We start from the raw sequence: 14448 nt of genomic DNA, 5'->3' as shown, positions 1-14448 counted from the left end.
CCGCCGCGACCCCGCCCCGGCCCCGCCACCCCGCCCAAGCACACGGACCCACGCGCCGCCGGGCGCAGGCGGACCGTCATCGGCTTCGCCGGGCCGCCGGGCGGCGGGTCGGTTGCGGGGTCGCGGCGGCGCGTTCCGCGATGCCGGTGGTGGAGCGGCCGTCCAGGTAGGGGAACAGGACGACCTGTCCGCCCCAGCTCTCCACGAGCGACGCCTCCGGCAGGTGGGCCAGGGCGTAGTCGCCGCCCTTGGCCCAGATGTGCGGGCGCAGTTCGCCGAGGAGCCGCTCCGGGGTGTCCTCGTCGAACACGGCGACCGCGTCGACGCACTCCAGCGCGCGCAGCACCCGGACCCGGTCCGCCAGCGGGACGAGGGGCCGGCCGCTGCCCTTGCGGCGGCGTACGGAGGCGTCGGAGTTGACGCACACCACCAGGCAGTCGCCGGTGCGGCGGGCAGCCTCCAGCAGGGCGACGTGGCCGGCGTGCAGCAGGTCGAAGCAGCCGCCGGCGGCGACGACGGTTCCGCCGGCGGCCCGTACCCGGGCGGCCGTGCGCAGGGCGTCGTCCGTCGGTTCGTGGTCGTGGGAGGGGCGCGGGGGCGCGGCCGGGGCGGTGTCGACGGCGAGCGCGCGGGCGCCCCCTTCGGCGACGTACCTGGTGGCGGCGTGCACGGCGGCCCGCACCGCTGTCTCGGTGAGCTCGCCGTCGGCGAGGGATCCGGCGGCGGTCGCCGCGAACCGGTCGCCGGCCCCGCAGGCGTCGCCCTCGGCCGTGACCGGCGACGGCACCAGCAGCGGCGTCTCCCCGTGGGACAGCAGCGCGCCCCGTCCGCCCAGGGTGACGACCACGGAGGCCGCCTGCCAGGCGCGGACGAGCGTGTCGGCGTGGCGGGCCGCGGCGTGCAGGGCGCTGCCGCCCTGGGACTCGTCGCCGGGGTGCGCCCGGCCGGCGAAGGCCCGCGCCTCGCTCGCGCACGGGGTGGCCAGCCTGACGCCGGGCACCGGCGGCCGGCCGCGCGGGTGCGGGTCCCAGACGACGGGCACGCGGGCGGCCGCCGACCGCAGCGCCTCGCGCAGGACGTCGGCGGTGCCGCGGCCGTAGTCGGCGACGAGGACGGCACCGGCCTCCGCGATCGCCCGGCACGCCTCGTCGGTCCGTTCCCGGGCCCGTCCGTCGCCGTCGTCCAGGCGCAGCAGGGGCCGGTCCTCGGCGAGGACGCGTGTCTTGCTGGACAGGGCGCCGGTCAGGGGCAGCCGTACCAGGCGCACCCGGTCGGGCAGCAGTCGGCACAGCGACGCGCTGGCCTCGTCGTCGCCCAGCGCGGTGACGAGGGTGACCTGCCGTCCGTCGGCCGCGGCGAGGCAGGCGGCCAGCGCGGCTCCGCCGGGCCGTGCGATGCGCCGGAGCGAGCTGACGACCGGGACGGGCGCGTCGGGGGCCAGCCGTTCGACGCGTCCGCACAGGTCGTGGTCGAGCAGGGCGTCGCCGACGACGAGCAGCGGGGCCGGGGCGCTCATGTGCCGCCCTCCACGTCCGCGTCGGCCCGCAGGCCGTCGTCCACCGTGCGGTCGAAGGACTCGCAGAGCATGTGGACGGCCACCAGGTGCAGTTCCTGGACCGTGGCGGACGTCGCCGCGTCCACGCACAGGGAGTCGTCCGCGCACCCTTCGAGCGGGTTGGGCGCCGGGCCGGTCAGGGCCCACACGGTCAGGCCCAGGCGCTGCGCCTCCTTGGCGGCGACGAGCAGGTTGGCGCTGGCGCCGCTGGTGGACAGCAGCATCAGCACGTCCCCGGCGCGGCCGTGCGCGGCGACCTGCCGGGCGAAGATCTCCTGGACGCCGTAGTCGTTGGCGATGGCGGTGGTCGAGGACGTGTCGGCGTGCAGGGCGAGCGCGGAGAACGGCGGGCGGTCGTCGCGGTAGCGGCCGACGAGCTCGGCGGTCAGGTGCTGGGCCTGGGCGGCGCTGCCGCCGTTGCCCGCGACGAGGAGCCGGGCGCCGGTGCCCAGGCGTTCGGCGAGGGTGGTCCCCCAGCGCCGGACGACGGGGGCGGCGTGGTCGCGGAACCCTTCGAGGGCCTTCATCAGGTCGTCGCAGTGTGCGGTGTCCGGGGCGAGTTTCATCGGACCACTCCCGAGAGCGAGGGTACGGAGGAGACGGCGCCGTAGACCTGGGTCACCCCGTCGGCGACGCGGTCCCAGGTGTAGCGGGCGAGGACACGGCGGCGGCCGGCGGCGCCGTACCGGGCGAGCCGGTCCGGGTCGTCGAGCAGTTCCCGTACGGTCGCGCCGAGGTCGTGGTCCTCGTCGGGCGGGACCAGGACGCCCGTGACGCCGTCGGCGACGGTGTCGAGCTGTCCGCCGACGGCGGTGGCGACCACGGGGGTGCCGCAGGCCATGGCCTCGACCGGGACGATGCCGAAGGGCTCGTAGCGGGGCACGGACAGCACGAGGTCCGCGCCGGACATGAGGGCGGGCATCCGGGTTCGGCTCACGCCGCCGAGCAGCGTCACGCGGTCGGCCACCCCGCACTCCCGGGCGATCGAGCACAGCCGTTCCGTCTCCGGCTCGGCGAACAGGAGGGCCGGTTCGGGGCCTCCGGCGATGAGGAGTTCGGCGTCCGGCACGGCCGCCAGGGCGCGGACGGCCCGGTCGAAGCCCTTGCGGGGGACGAGCCGGCCGACGGTGAGCAGGCGCCGGGGCGCGGCCGGGTCCCGGCGGGCGCCCGCGACCGGCGCGAACCGCACGGGGTCCACGCCGCAGGGGACGACGTGGATGCGCCGGCGGGGCAGGCCCATGGCGACGAGTTCGCCCACCTCGTCCTCGCAGGTGGCGATGATGCCGCTGCACTCCCGGCCCACGGCCGTCTCGATCTCCACGCGTTCGCGCGGCGAGGTGTCGGCGGCGCCCTGGTGCCGTCTCTTCACGGTGCCGAGGGCGTGGTAGGTCTGCACGACGGGCACGCCCGTGGCGCGGGCCCCGGTCACCGCCGCCAGCCCGGACATCCAGAAGTGGGCGTGCACCACGTCGGGTGGTTCCGTCGCCCACTCACGGGTCAGCCATGCTCCGAACTCCGCCATGTACGGCAGGAGTTCGTCCTTCGGCAGGGGGGCGGGCGGTCCGGCGGGCACGTGTACGACCTTCACCCCGTCGGCCGTGACGACCCGCTCCGGCAGCCGCGGGTCGTCGCGGCGGGTGTACACGACGACCTCGTGGCCCCGGCGGGCCAGTTGGGCGGCGAGCTGGGCCACGTAGACGTTCTGGCCGCCCGCGTCGGGCCCGCCGAGCTCGGCCAGCGGGCTGGCGTGCTCGGAGACCATGGCGACGCGGCCGGCCGACGGCTGGCTGGGGCTCATCGGGTGACCTCCTTGATCAGGCGTTCCCAGTCGTCCCGGAAACGCCGCTCTCCGTAGCGGGACCGTGCCGCGGCGCGGGCGGCCTCCCCGGTCCGCCGGGCACGGTCCCGGTCCGCGAGGAACCCGCGGACGGCCTCCTCCAGGACGTCGAGGCGGTTGGAGACCACCCCGGCGCCCTCGGGCACGGCCTCGCGCACCTCCGTGGTGTCGAGCGCGACCACGGGCATGCCCAGGAACATGGCCTCCAGCAGCGACAGTCCGAGGGACGTCCACCGCACGGGATGCAGGTAGAGGCGGCAGCGGGCCATCGCGGGGTGCAGTTCGCCCTGCGGCAGGTCGCGGCTGCGGCAGCGGTCGGCGGGCAGCCCGAGCCGGTCGGCGAGTCCCTCCGTGCGCATGCCGAAGACGTCCAGCGGCGCCGAGCGCGCGAACCGCGGCAGCAGGTCGGTTCCGGTGGTGCGGCCGCGCCGTACGGGCTCGTTGACGACGACGGCCGCGCGGGTCTCCTCGCCGGTCCACAGAGGGCCCGGGTCGATGATGCCGTGCTCGATGACCTCGGTGGGAGCGCGGCCGTTGTCCCACATCAGGCGGTTGAAGTGGGTGACGTGGACGACCGGGACGTCGCTCCGGTCGGCGAGGGGGTGGCGGGTGCCGACGGGCGACTCGTGCGGGCTGTTGTGCTCGACGTACACGGCGGGCACGTCGGTGCCGGGCCGGCGGCCGGTCCAGCGCAGGGCCAGGTCCAGCTCGTGCGGCCGTTGCAGGACCATCAGGTCGATGTCGGCCTCGCGCAGTTCGGCGGGGCTCAGCTCGCGGACGGTGGCCGGCCACTGCCAGGTCCTGGCCCGCCCCAGTCCGTCCGGTCCGCGGTCGGGCGTCACCGGGACGAGGAAGGTGTACGGGCCCTGGACGAACGACGTCAGCCACGAGCCGTGCACATGCCAGACCAGGATGTTCATGCGCTCTCCTTGAGGAGTTTCTGCACGGCCCGTACGACGTCCTGGGCCGTGACCTCGTCCAGGCACGGATGGCCCGGCACGGGGCAGTGCCGGGCCCGGCTGTCGGCGCAGGGCGCGTGCTGGTCGCCGAGGAGCACGTGGGGCACGCCGTACGGGGCCCAGCGCTCGGCCGGGACGACGGGCGCGAACAGGGAGACCACGGGGGTGGCGACGGCGGCGGCCAGATGGGCGGGGCCGGTGTTGCCGCACACCACGACGTCGGCCATGCGCAGGACGCCGGCCAGGGTCTGCGGGGTCGTCCGGCCGCCGAGGTCGACGGCGGAGCCGCCCGCGACCCGCCGGGTGAGGCCGGTCTCGTCGGGGCCGCCGGTGACGACGACGCGGTGTCCCGCCTCGGTGAGCAGGGCCACGGCCTCGGCGCAGCGGTCGGGACTCCAGGCGCGGGCGGGCGCGCTGGCACCGGGGTGCACGACGACGTAGGGGCCGTTGCCGGTCAGCGCGACGGTGTCCGGCGGCGGGAGGACCCGCAGCTTGCCGTCGTCGCCCGGCGGCGGCAGGAAGCCCAGGGCGGCGGCGGTGTCGAGGGCGGCCTCGGTCTCGTGCCGGCCGGGCAGCCGCCGGTGCCGTACGTCGAGCAGGCGGCCCGGGTGGTCGACGCTGTCGGCGCCGGTCCGCGCCACGCCGGCCATCCGCAGCAGCAGGGCCGTGGGCAGCGGGCTCTGGTGGAACGACGTGAGGATCAGGGCGGTGTCGAAGGCTTCCGCCCGCAGGCGCTCCAGCAGTCCGTCGACGTCCGCCTCGGCGACGGCGGGCGCGTGCACGCCCTCCCAGGGGGCCGCCCAGGTGATCACGTCGTCGACGCCGGGCAGGAGCCGTGCGGCGGACTCGCCGAGCGGGCCGCAGAGCATGGTCACCCGGGAGGAGTGGGCGGCGACGGCCCGGACGGCGGGCCCGGCGAGCAGGACGTCACCGAAGCTGTCGAGCCGCACGACCAGGGATTTCGGTTTGCCCTCCGCCGGGGGCGGCCCGGCCGCGGTGCTCGTACCACGGCCTTCCCGGGGGGCCTCGTCGAGGAGTTCGCGGACCGCCGTGAGGAGGTCGGGGGCGGTCCGGGGAGCCGTCTCGGTCTCCTCGGGCCGGGTCGCCGCGTTGGGTACGAGCACGCCGCGGGCGCCCGCGGCACGGGCGGCCAGGACGTCGGCCGCGATGTCGCCGATCACCACGCAGTCCGACGGGGCCACTCCGAGACGGCGTGCCGCCTCGATCACGAGGCCGGGACGGGGCTTGCGGCAGTCGCAGCCCGCGTCGGGCAGGTGCGGGCAGTACACCCAGGTGCCGAGTCCGCCGAGCAGGGCGTCGGCCCGGGCGTTGACCCGCTGCACGTCGGCGTGCGTGAGCAGTCCGCGGCCGATGCCCGACTGGTTGCTGACCACGCCGGTGGCGACGCCCGCCGCGCGCAGCAGGTCGAGGGCCTGCCGGGCGCCGGGCAGGGGGCGCACCAGGTCGGGGTCGCCGTTGTAGGGGACGTCCTCGACGAGGGTGCCGTCGCGGTCGAAGAGCACGGCGGCCGGGCGGGAGGTGTGCGGGGCCGGGTGGTTCACGGCGTGCCCCCGAGCCGTGCGGCGCCCCGATGGCGTATCAGGCCGTCGACCCAGTGGCGGACGGCGAGGGGCGGGATGACCACGCTGGTGGCGAGCATGGTGGTGATCTCGCGGGCGGTGCGCGGGCCCGGTGCGATCCGGGCCAGGGCGAACTCGGCCGTGCCCAGCGCCCACAGCGCTCCGGCGGCGCCAGCGGCGCGGGGCCTGCCGGCCGCCGCGCACCCGGCCGCGAGGAGCGCGCCGGCGGTCACCAGCGCGTGCCGGGTGAGCCGTCCGCGGGGCGCACCGGCGCGGATCCACCAGTCGCGCCCGTGGAGGCGGGTCATCAGGGCGTCGTCCGCGTTGCCGCGCTGGGTCCGTACCGACACCCAGGGGTCGGCCGGGCGCACCGGGTGCCGTGTGGTGCGCCGGCCGCGGCGCAGCGTCCAGCCGGCGTCCCGCACCCGCAGCGCGAGGTCGGCGTCCTCGCGGAAGGCCCGGGGGAACCGCTCGTCGAAACCGTGGACCTGGGCCAGGGCGGCGGTGCGGTAGGCCATGTCCGCCGTGGCCCAGGCGGCGCTTTCCAGGCCGGCCGTGCCGCGTTCCCAGTCCGTGGGCCGGCGGTCGGCGGGCAGCGGGACGGACAGCCGGCCCTGGATGCCGCCGGTGGTCGCGTCGGCCGCCGTGAGGTCCTCGGCGAGCAGGCGGGACCAGTCCGGGAGCACCTGGACGTCGTCGTCGAGGAAGACGGTCCAGGGGGCGGTGACCGTGCGCCAGCCCGTGTTGCGGGCGGCCGCGGGGCCGCGTCCGCCGCTGCGCAGGGTCCGCACCCGCCCGCGCAGGACGCCCGCGGCAGCCAGCGGCAGCTCCCCGGCCGGGTCCGGGCGGTCGTCGACCACGACGACCTCGGTGGGGGGATGACCGGTGGCGGCGGCGAGCGCGCGCAGGCAGTCGGCCAGACAGGGCCGTCCGATCGTCGGCACGACGACGGCGTAGGCCGGTGCGGAGGAGAAGGAGGGGGTGTCCGTCATGCGAACATGCCCTTCCGCCGGATCGCGAACGGCCCGAGGGCCAGCAGGTCCACGGGCGCGGAGCCGAAGCACTCCAGGGCGTCCCGCGGGTCGTCGACCATGGGCCGGCCGGCCGTGTTGAGGCTGGTGTTGACCACCACGGGCAGCCCCGTGCGCCGTTCGAAGCCCTCGATCATCCGGGCCACCAGCGGCTCCGCGTCGCGGTCCACGGTCTGGATGCGGGCCGTGCCGTCCACGTGGACGACGGCCGGGATGCGCTCGCGCCACTCGGCGGCGACCTCGTGCACGAACAGCATGTAGGGGCTGGGCAGGGGCCCGTCGAAGAGCTCCGCCGCCCGCTCCGCCAGCACCATGGGGGCGACCGGACGGAACTCCTCCCGGCCCTTCACCGCGTTGAGGCGTTCCAGGTTCCCGGGCCGGCCGGGGTGGGCCAGCAGCGACCGGTGGCCGAGGGCCCGGGGGCCGTACTCGCTGCGTCCCTGGAACCAGGCCACGATGCCGTCCCGGGCGAGCTCCTCGGCGACGGTTTCGGCGATGTCGGCGGGCTCCTCGTAGGGGACGGCGGCACGCTCCAGCCATTCCCGCAGCTCCTCGTCGCTCCAGCCGCGCCCCAGGGCGGCCGTCGGCATGGCCTCCACCGTCTCCTTCTGGTGGGCGACGTGCAGCGCGGCGCCGAGGGCCGTGCCCGCGTCCCCGGCCGCGGGCTGCACCCAGATGCGGTCGAAGGGGCCCTCCCGGTGCAGCCGGGTGTTGGCCACGCAGTTGAGCGCCACACCGCCCGCCAGCGTCAGCACCTCCTCGCCGGTGCGCTCGTGCAGCCAGCGCACCAGGCCGAGCAGGACCTCCTCCAGGCACGCCTGGGCGCTGGCGGCGGCGTCGGCGTGGTCCTCGGTCCACGGGGCGCCCGCCGCACGCGGGGGGACCAGCGAGGACCAGGGGACCGGCCGGGCCCGGAAGCCGCCCTCCCCCTCCAGGTGGACGTACTCCCGCAGCTGGTCGAGGAAGCGCGGGCGGCCGTACGACGCCAGGGCCATCACCTTGAACTCGTCGCTGCTGCGCAGGAAGCCGAGGTGCTGGGTGAGGTCCTCGTAGAACAGGCCCAGGGAGTCGGGCAGCGACTGCGTCCCCAGCACGGCGAGCTCGCGGCGGGCGTAGCGGCCCGCGAGGTGGGAGCCGCATTCGCCGCGGCCGTCCAGGACGAGGACGGCGCAGTCCGGGTAGGGGGAGGCCTGCCCGGCGGAGGCGGCGTGGGCGACGTGGTGCGGGACGAAGCGCACCTTGCCCGGGTCGAGTCCGGGCAGCGCCTCCGCCAGGAACTCGGGGGCCCGCCGGGCGTACTCCTGGCGCAGCCGGTCCCAGGGGTCGTCCAGGCCCAACTGGTCTGCTGGGCGGGCGAGTTCGGGGTCGTAGGAGTAGGCGACCGCGTCGAGGTCGGCCGGGGTGAGGCCGGCCTGCTCCAGGCACCAGCGGGCGGACAGTTCGGGCAGCTCCCACGCGGAGAAGGGGATGGGCCGCTTGCCGTGCTTACGACGGCTGAAGCGCTCCTCCTCCGCGGCTGCCACGATCCTGCCGTCCATGACCAGGGCGGCGGCCGGGTCGTGGAAGAGGGCGTTGATTCCCAGGACACGCATGAGGTTCCTCCGGGGCGGCGTGGTGGACGACTTCTCGGCGCGCGGGCTCAGAGCTGCCTGATCGGCTCCCGCGTCGGCCGCGCCGCGGCGAAGTAGGCGATGGTCTGCTTGATGCCTTCCTCCCAGGGCACCTTGGGCGTCCAGCCCAGCAGTTCACGGGCCAGCCGGGTGTCCGGGCGGCGGCGCTGCGGGTCGTCGACGGGGCGGTCGACGAACTCGATGCGTGAGGAGGAGCCCGCCAGTTCCACCACCCGGCGGGCGATGTCGCGGACCGCGACCTCGTCGGTGCCGCCGATGTTCACTGGCCGTACCGAGCGGCTCGCGGCCACCAGCAGGATTCCGTCGACGGTGTCGTCGACGTAGCACAGGGACCGTGTCTGGCTGCCGTCGCCCGCCACCGTCAGGGGCTCGTCGGCCAGTGCCTGGCAGACGAACGTCGGCACGGCTCGGCCGTCGTGGGCGCGCATGCGCGGCCCGTAGGTGTTGAACAGGCGGACGATGCCCGCGTCGGCGTCCTTGACGCGTACATGAGCGGTGACCAGCGCCTCGGCGAACCGCTTGGACTCGTCGTACACGCTGCGCGGACCCACCGGGTTGACGTTGCCCCAGTAGTCCTCGCGCTGCGGGTGCACCAGGGGGTCGCCGTACACCTCGGAGGTCGAGGCGAGCAGGAAGCGGGCCCGGTCGCGTTCGGCGAGGGCCAGCATGGTGCGGGTGCCGAGGCTGCCCGCGTCGAGCGTCTCCAGGGGCAGCCGCAGGTAGTCGGCGGGCGAGGCGGGACAGGCGAAGTGCAGGACGACGTCGTACGGTCCCGGCAGGCGCCCCAGGCACTCGGGCGCGGAGACGTCGCACTCCACGAACCTGAATCCGGCGCGGCCCTCCAGGTGGGCGATGTTCCGGCGCGCTCCGGACGAGAGGTTGTCCGCGCAGTCGACTTCGACCCCTGAATCCAGCAGGCGCTCGCACAGATGGCTGCCGAGGAAGCCGGCGCCGCCGGTCACCAGGGCACGGCGCCAGGGCACGCGAGGAGTGGCATCAGTCATGGGACGTCCTTCAGCCGTGCTCGCGCGGCGGTGCGAGCGGCTTTGTGGAGGGGAGTGAAAGAACAGGGGTGGTCGGGACGCACCGGAACGTGCGTCTGGAACAGGGCCTGGCTGGTCGCGGCCGCCGTTTTCCCGACGGAGAGGAGCGAGAGTCCCGCGCCAGCTGCTTTCACGCTTTGATGCCTATTGTGCCGATAGGTCCGATCCCGCGCGACCGCTGACGGGGACGCCCGGTCGATGCGGCGCGGGCCGGCTCCATGCGTTGAACTCTGCTCTCCTCCTGTGAGCAACCGCACTCAGCCGGGCAAGTGGCGTGCGGGTGTGCGGCAGTTGGGCCCGTCAGGACGCTCTCGCGCGACGCACCGCGGCCGGCGGGCCGGGCCGGTCTGTCACGATGGTGCGCGCCGTGACCGACTCGGTGGACGGCCGCGCAGTGCAGCCGGCGTTCCTCGGTTTCGCCTACCTGTCTGACCTGCCTCTTCGTCTCCCGGGTACTCCACTGTGTCTTCAGCCCCTGTTCCCGCCTGCCCTGCCGCCGCCCCGGCCGCCGCGGTCCCGCCCCGGGCGGCGTCGCGCTCGCCGTGGCGCTCCCTGAGACACCGCAGCATGCGCTGGTGGTCCGTCGCGAACCTCGTGTCGAACGTCGGCACCTGGATGCAGCTCACCGTGCAGAACCTGCTCGTCCTCCAGATCACCGGGTCCGCCGCCGCGACGGGGCTGTCGATGTCCGTCCAGGCCGGTCCCGCCCTCTTCATGAGCCTGCTGGGCGGAGCGGCCGTGGACCGCTGGTCGCGCAAGCTGACCGCGGCCGTCAGCCAGACCCTCCTCGGCGCGGTCGCCTTCGTCACGGCCGTCCTCGTGGCGCTGGACCGGCTCGACATGACGTCCCTGCTGGTGCTGGCCGCCGTGACCGGCACCGTCGCCACCGTCGACGGACCGGCGTGCGCCCTGCTGGGCAACGACCTCGTCCCGCCCGAGGACGTCCCCTCCGCCATCGGCGTCGGCGCACTGGTGCACAGTGCCGGCCGGCTCGTCGGGACCGCCCTGGCCGGGGTGACGGTCGGCTTCCTCGGCACGGCCGCCGCGTACGCGGCCAACGGGCTGTCCTTCCTGTTCGTCGCCGCGGTCGTGCCGTTCCTGCGCCCCGCGCCCGGTGCGGCGCCGGCGGCCGGACCCGGCACGGTCACCGCGCGGACCGTGGCCGACCCGGACCCGACCGTCCGCGGCGGCCTGCGCTTCTTCGCGCGCCGGCCCCGGCTGGTGGCGCTCGCCGGCGTCACCGGGATCAGCGCGGTCTTCGGCCGCAACTACGGGCTGACCCTGGCCGTGCTCGTCACCGGGCCGCTCGCCGGCGGTGCGGGGGCCTTCGGCACGGTCTCCGTGGTCCTCGCCGTCGGCGGCATCCTGGGCGCGTTCCTCGGTGCCCGGCTGCGGCGGCCCTCCGTGCGGCTGGTGGGCACCCTGGCCGCCGCGGGCGCGCTGCTGCAACTGGCGGCGGGGCTCTCGCCGTCGGTGGCCGTCCTGCTGGTGCTGGTCCTGCCCATGGCCGTGCTGGAGTCCGTCTCCGACACCGCCGGAACGGCCGTGCTCCAGACCGACCCGCCCCCTCATCTGCGCGGGCGCGTCCTCGGTGCGTGGAACAGCATCGGCACGGTGTGGAGCCTCGGCGGCCCGCCCGCGCTGGGCCTGCTCATGGAACTGGCCGGGGCACGCGGGGCCCTCGTGACCGGTGGGCTGCTCATCGCCGGAGTGATCGGCGCGGGGTTCCTCGTACGGGCCCGCCGCACACCGGGACCCGTGGCCCTGGCGGCGGCGCCGGGCGGCGAGGTGACGGGCCGGGAAGCGCTGCAAACGGCTGCCTGAGGGTCCGCCCCGCGGGGGACGGCCGGAACACAGGTACGGAGTTTGGGCCGTCTCCGCAGCGGTGAGGCGCCGGGCATGCACGAGCACCTTGTCACGGCCGCCCCTCGGGAAGGACTCGCGGCGCGGCGGCGGCCCGCGGAGCGCGACGCCTTCTTCGACAACGCCAAGTACCTGGCGATCGTCCTGGTCGCCGTGGGGCACGCGTGGGAGCCGCTGCGGGACGGGAGCCGGGGCGTGTCCGCGCTGTACCTGCTCGTGTACGCCTTCCACATGCCGGCGTTCATCGTCGTCTCCGGATACTTCTCGCGGAACTTCGACGCGAGTCCCGGGAAGCTGCGGCGGCTGGTGACCGGGCTCGTCGTGCCGTACGTCGTGTTCGAGACGGCGTACACCTTCTTCACCCGGTGGACGGACCAGGAGCCCGGCCGGCCGGTGAGTCTGCTGGACCCGCTGTACCTGACGTGGTTCCTGGTGGCGTTGTTCGTGTGGCGGCTGACCACCCCCCTGTGGAAGCGGGTGCGGCATCCGGTGCCGGTCGCCCTGGCCGTGGCGATGCTGGCGACCCTCACGCCCTCCATCGGGGACGACCTCGACCTCCAGCGCGTCCTTCAGTTCCTGCCGTACTTCGTGCTGGGTCTGTCGCTCGGGCCCGAGCACTTCCGGCTGGTCCGCCGGCGGACGGTACGGCTGCTCGCCGGGCCGGTGTTCGCGGTCGCGCTCGTGGCGGCGTACTGGGCGGTGCCGCGGATGAGCGGGGCCTGGTTCTACCACCGGGACAGCGCCCGCGAGCTGGGCGCGCCCGGCTGGTCGGGGCCGGTGATGACGCTGGTCGCCTTCGGGTGCTCGCTGGTCCTCGTCGGCTGCTTCCTCGCGCTGGTGCCGGGGCGGCGGACCTGGTTCACCGCGCTGGGCGAGGGCACGCTCTACGGCTACCTGCTGCACGGCTTCCTCGTCCAGGGCGCCCGCTTCTGGGGCTGGTACGGGCCGCCCTGGCTGCACACCCCGCTCGGCGTGGCCGCGCTCACCCTCGCCGCCGCGGCGGTCGTGACCACCCTGTGCACCCCACCGGTCCGCCGAGCCCTGCGGTGCGTGGTGGAACCGGAACTCCGGTGGGCGTTCCACCGGGAGACACCCCGACCGGCAGGCCCGTAGTGGAAGCGGCCCCAACGCCTCCCGTCCGGGGGGGGCGGCGGGCCCTGCGACGACGCCACCGGCGCGGACACCAGGGACGGGTACCGGGCCCGGCACCGACGGGCCCGGCCCATGCCGACGACCGCACGGCCACGGCGGCGCGTCACAGGCCCAGCGGGTCACGCCGGACCGCCAACGCTCCGGCTCACGACGCCCCACCCGCACTGCGACGAACCCGGCGGTTCCCCACCTCACCTCAACGGCGGCCGGCCACCGGCTCCTCCCCCGCCTGGCCCCGCCACACGACGGCACCCGCCCTCTGCCACCAGCGTCTCCGATGGCCTGGGAAGACGCCCGCCCCGCAACCGCGGCCGGCGACCGGCCCCGGCCGCGGCCCCGGCACAAGGACCACCCCGGCCGGGGTGGCCGACGGCTCCTCACCCGGTGCTGTCGACGACGGGGCCTGACTATGACGGTGACCGCATGACAACCGCGCGAGTCACAGCCTGGGCCCCGGCGCAAACACTATGTCCGCCGCAGCCCCTCTGCGCCCCCTACTTCGACGATCCCTTCGCGACCGACGGCACCGGGCTCGGTGCTGAGGTCGGTTCCGCGGGGGCGGGGCTCGGGGCGGTCGACGGCCGCTCCTTCGGCACGACCGTCGGCACCGGGCTCGGCACAGTCGTCGGTGCGGCCGGGACCGGGCTCGGCTCGGACGGCCGCGCGGACGGGACCGGTGACGGCGCCGCCGAGGGTGCCGTGGACGGGACCGGTGACGGGGCCGTGGAAGGGGCCGACGTCGGTGACGGTGTGGCGGAGCCCGTGGCGGCGCCGGCGAGGGCGGCCCAGCCGCCCACGGCCACGGCGGTTCCCGCGAGGACGCCGATCAGGAGGCGGCGGGTGGGTCGGATGGCACGACGGTTGGTCAAGGCTGCTCCTCTGTGGTCGGTCGGTTGCGTGAGAGGAGTACGGGACGGCGGCCGGGACGGGTTGCACGGACCGGTGCGGAAACTTTTCTCGCGGGGGCGTGCAACCTCGCGGAGCGTCCCGCCGTACCTCTCAGGGACAGGTGTGACGGGTTCGGCGGAGGGTCGGGGCGGGTGCGGGAAGCAGTCCGGGAGCGGGAGTTCCGGGAGTTCGCCGAGGCCCGGCAGGGGCAGCTCCGACGCAGCGCGTACCTGCTGTGCGGGGACTGGCACCAGGCCCAGGACCTCACCCAGACGACGTTGATGAAGCTGTACGCCTCCTGGGGCCGGGTCCGCCGCGACGGCAACGTCGAGGCATACGCCCGTACGATCCTCACCCGCGTCTTCATCGACCAGTACCGCAAGCGCGGTTGGCGGGAGGAGCCGACGGAGGAGGTGCCGGAGCCGGGGCCCGCGGAGCCGCCGGTCACGCCCGAGCTGCGGCTGGTGATGCAGGCCGCGCTGATGCAACTGCCGCCCCGCTACCGGGCGGTCCTGGTACTGCGGTTCTGGGAGGACTGGAGTGTGGAGCAGACCGCCGAGGCGCTGCGCGTGACCCCGGGCACGGTCAAGAGCCAGAGCGCCCGCGGGCTCGTCCGGCTGCGCGGGCTCGTCGAGGGCCTGGCGGGCGAGACGAGCGGGAGGTGAGGCGGCAGATGTACGACACGGACGAGTACGGGGAGGGCGGCCGCGTGCGGGACGCCTTCGAGGCGATCCTCGACGGCGGGCGGGAACCGGCCCTGCCCAGCGTCACCGACGCGGCCGTCGCCGGCGGCCGACGGATCCGACGCCGTCGTACGGCGGTCTCGGGCGCCGTGGCAGCACTGGTGGCCGCCGCCCTCACGGCCGGCATCGTGGCCGCGCTGCCCGGTACGGACTCCGGCCGTTCCTC

General features: G+C 75.6%; 11 protein-coding genes and 2 pseudogenes. 4 read left to right on the top strand and 9 right to left on the bottom strand.

Features of this window, described 5'->3' with window-relative positions; all coding sequences use genetic code 11:
* Nucleotides 1-76: 76 nt before the first annotated feature.
* The 9 genes and pseudogenes from rfaE2 to AOJ26_RS07815 form a co-directional block, all read right to left on the bottom strand.
* Nucleotides 77-1516, bottom strand: coding sequence for a D-glycero-beta-D-manno-heptose 1-phosphate adenylyltransferase (gene rfaE2 / locus AOJ26_RS07850; RefSeq protein ID WP_053847462.1), 1440 nt, complete (start codon nt 1514-1516; stop codon nt 77-79).
* The gene (locus tag AOJ26_RS07845) at nt 1513-2121 is read right to left on the bottom strand and encodes a D-sedoheptulose-7-phosphate isomerase (protein WP_053847461.1); all 609 of its coding nucleotides are present in this window, start codon (nt 2119-2121) and stop codon (nt 1513-1515) included. Before AOJ26_RS07845 ends, rfaE2 begins: the two co-directional genes overlap by 4 nt.
* The gene (locus AOJ26_RS07840; protein WP_053847460.1) at nt 2118-3353 is read right to left on the bottom strand and encodes a glycosyltransferase; all 1236 of its coding nucleotides are present in this window, start codon (nt 3351-3353) and stop codon (nt 2118-2120) included. The genes AOJ26_RS07845 and AOJ26_RS07840 overlap by 4 nt, the downstream gene beginning before the upstream one ends.
* On the bottom strand, nt 3350-4312 hold the full coding sequence (locus tag AOJ26_RS07835) for a glycosyltransferase (protein WP_053847459.1): 963 nt from the start codon (nt 4310-4312) through the stop codon (nt 3350-3352). Before AOJ26_RS07835 ends, AOJ26_RS07840 begins: the two co-directional genes overlap by 4 nt.
* Nucleotides 4309-5220 (bottom strand): glycosyltransferase family 9 protein, encoded by a 912-nt coding sequence (locus AOJ26_RS43795; protein WP_234358491.1) that lies wholly within the window; start codon nt 5218-5220, stop codon nt 4309-4311. Before AOJ26_RS43795 ends, AOJ26_RS07835 begins: the two co-directional genes overlap by 4 nt.
* A gap of 246 nt (nt 5221-5466) precedes the next feature.
* A pseudogene (locus AOJ26_RS43790) lies at nt 5467-5874 on the bottom strand (D-glycero-alpha-D-manno-heptose-1,7-bisphosphate 7-phosphatase); the annotation flags it as partial.
* Nucleotides 5875-5909: 35 nt separating this feature from the next.
* On the bottom strand, nt 5910-6923 hold the full coding sequence (locus AOJ26_RS07825; protein ID WP_053847458.1) for a glycosyltransferase family 2 protein: 1014 nt from the start codon (nt 6921-6923) through the stop codon (nt 5910-5912).
* Entirely contained in the window at nt 6920-8554 is a 1635-nt protein-coding gene (locus AOJ26_RS07820; protein WP_053847457.1) for a carbamoyltransferase, read from the bottom strand. The genes AOJ26_RS07825 and AOJ26_RS07820 overlap by 4 nt, the downstream gene beginning before the upstream one ends.
* Before the next feature lie 47 nt (nt 8555-8601).
* Nucleotides 8602-9597, bottom strand: a complete 996-nt coding sequence (locus AOJ26_RS07815; RefSeq protein ID WP_053847456.1) for an NAD-dependent epimerase/dehydratase family protein — start codon at nt 9595-9597, stop codon at nt 8602-8604.
* Nucleotides 9598-10203: 606 nt separating this feature from the next.
* Between AOJ26_RS07815 and AOJ26_RS07810 the strand changes: the two genes are divergently transcribed.
* The 4 genes and pseudogenes from AOJ26_RS07810 to AOJ26_RS07790 all read left to right on the top strand — a co-directional run.
* Nucleotides 10204-11460, top strand: coding sequence for an MFS transporter (locus AOJ26_RS07810; protein ID WP_053847455.1), 1257 nt, complete (start codon nt 10204-10206; stop codon nt 11458-11460).
* 75 nt (nt 11461-11535) lie between these two features.
* Entirely contained in the window at nt 11536-12612 is a 1077-nt protein-coding gene (locus AOJ26_RS07805; protein ID WP_053847454.1) for an acyltransferase family protein, read from the top strand.
* 1079 nt (nt 12613-13691) lie between these two features.
* Nucleotides 13692-14204 (top strand): SigE family RNA polymerase sigma factor, encoded by a 513-nt coding sequence (locus AOJ26_RS07795; protein WP_053847452.1) that lies wholly within the window; start codon nt 13692-13694, stop codon nt 14202-14204.
* 8 nt (nt 14205-14212) lie between these two features.
* Nucleotides 14213-14448, top strand: a pseudogene (locus tag AOJ26_RS07790) (hypothetical protein); the annotation flags it as partial.

Source organism: Streptomyces sp. NRRL B-24085 (assembly GCF_001282115.1).
In the GTDB taxonomy this organism is placed as follows: Bacteria; Actinomycetota; Actinomycetes; order Streptomycetales; family Streptomycetaceae; genus Streptomyces.
Note: the sequence above shows the minus strand (reverse complement) of the source record. Positions and strands in the feature narration are given on the sequence as shown.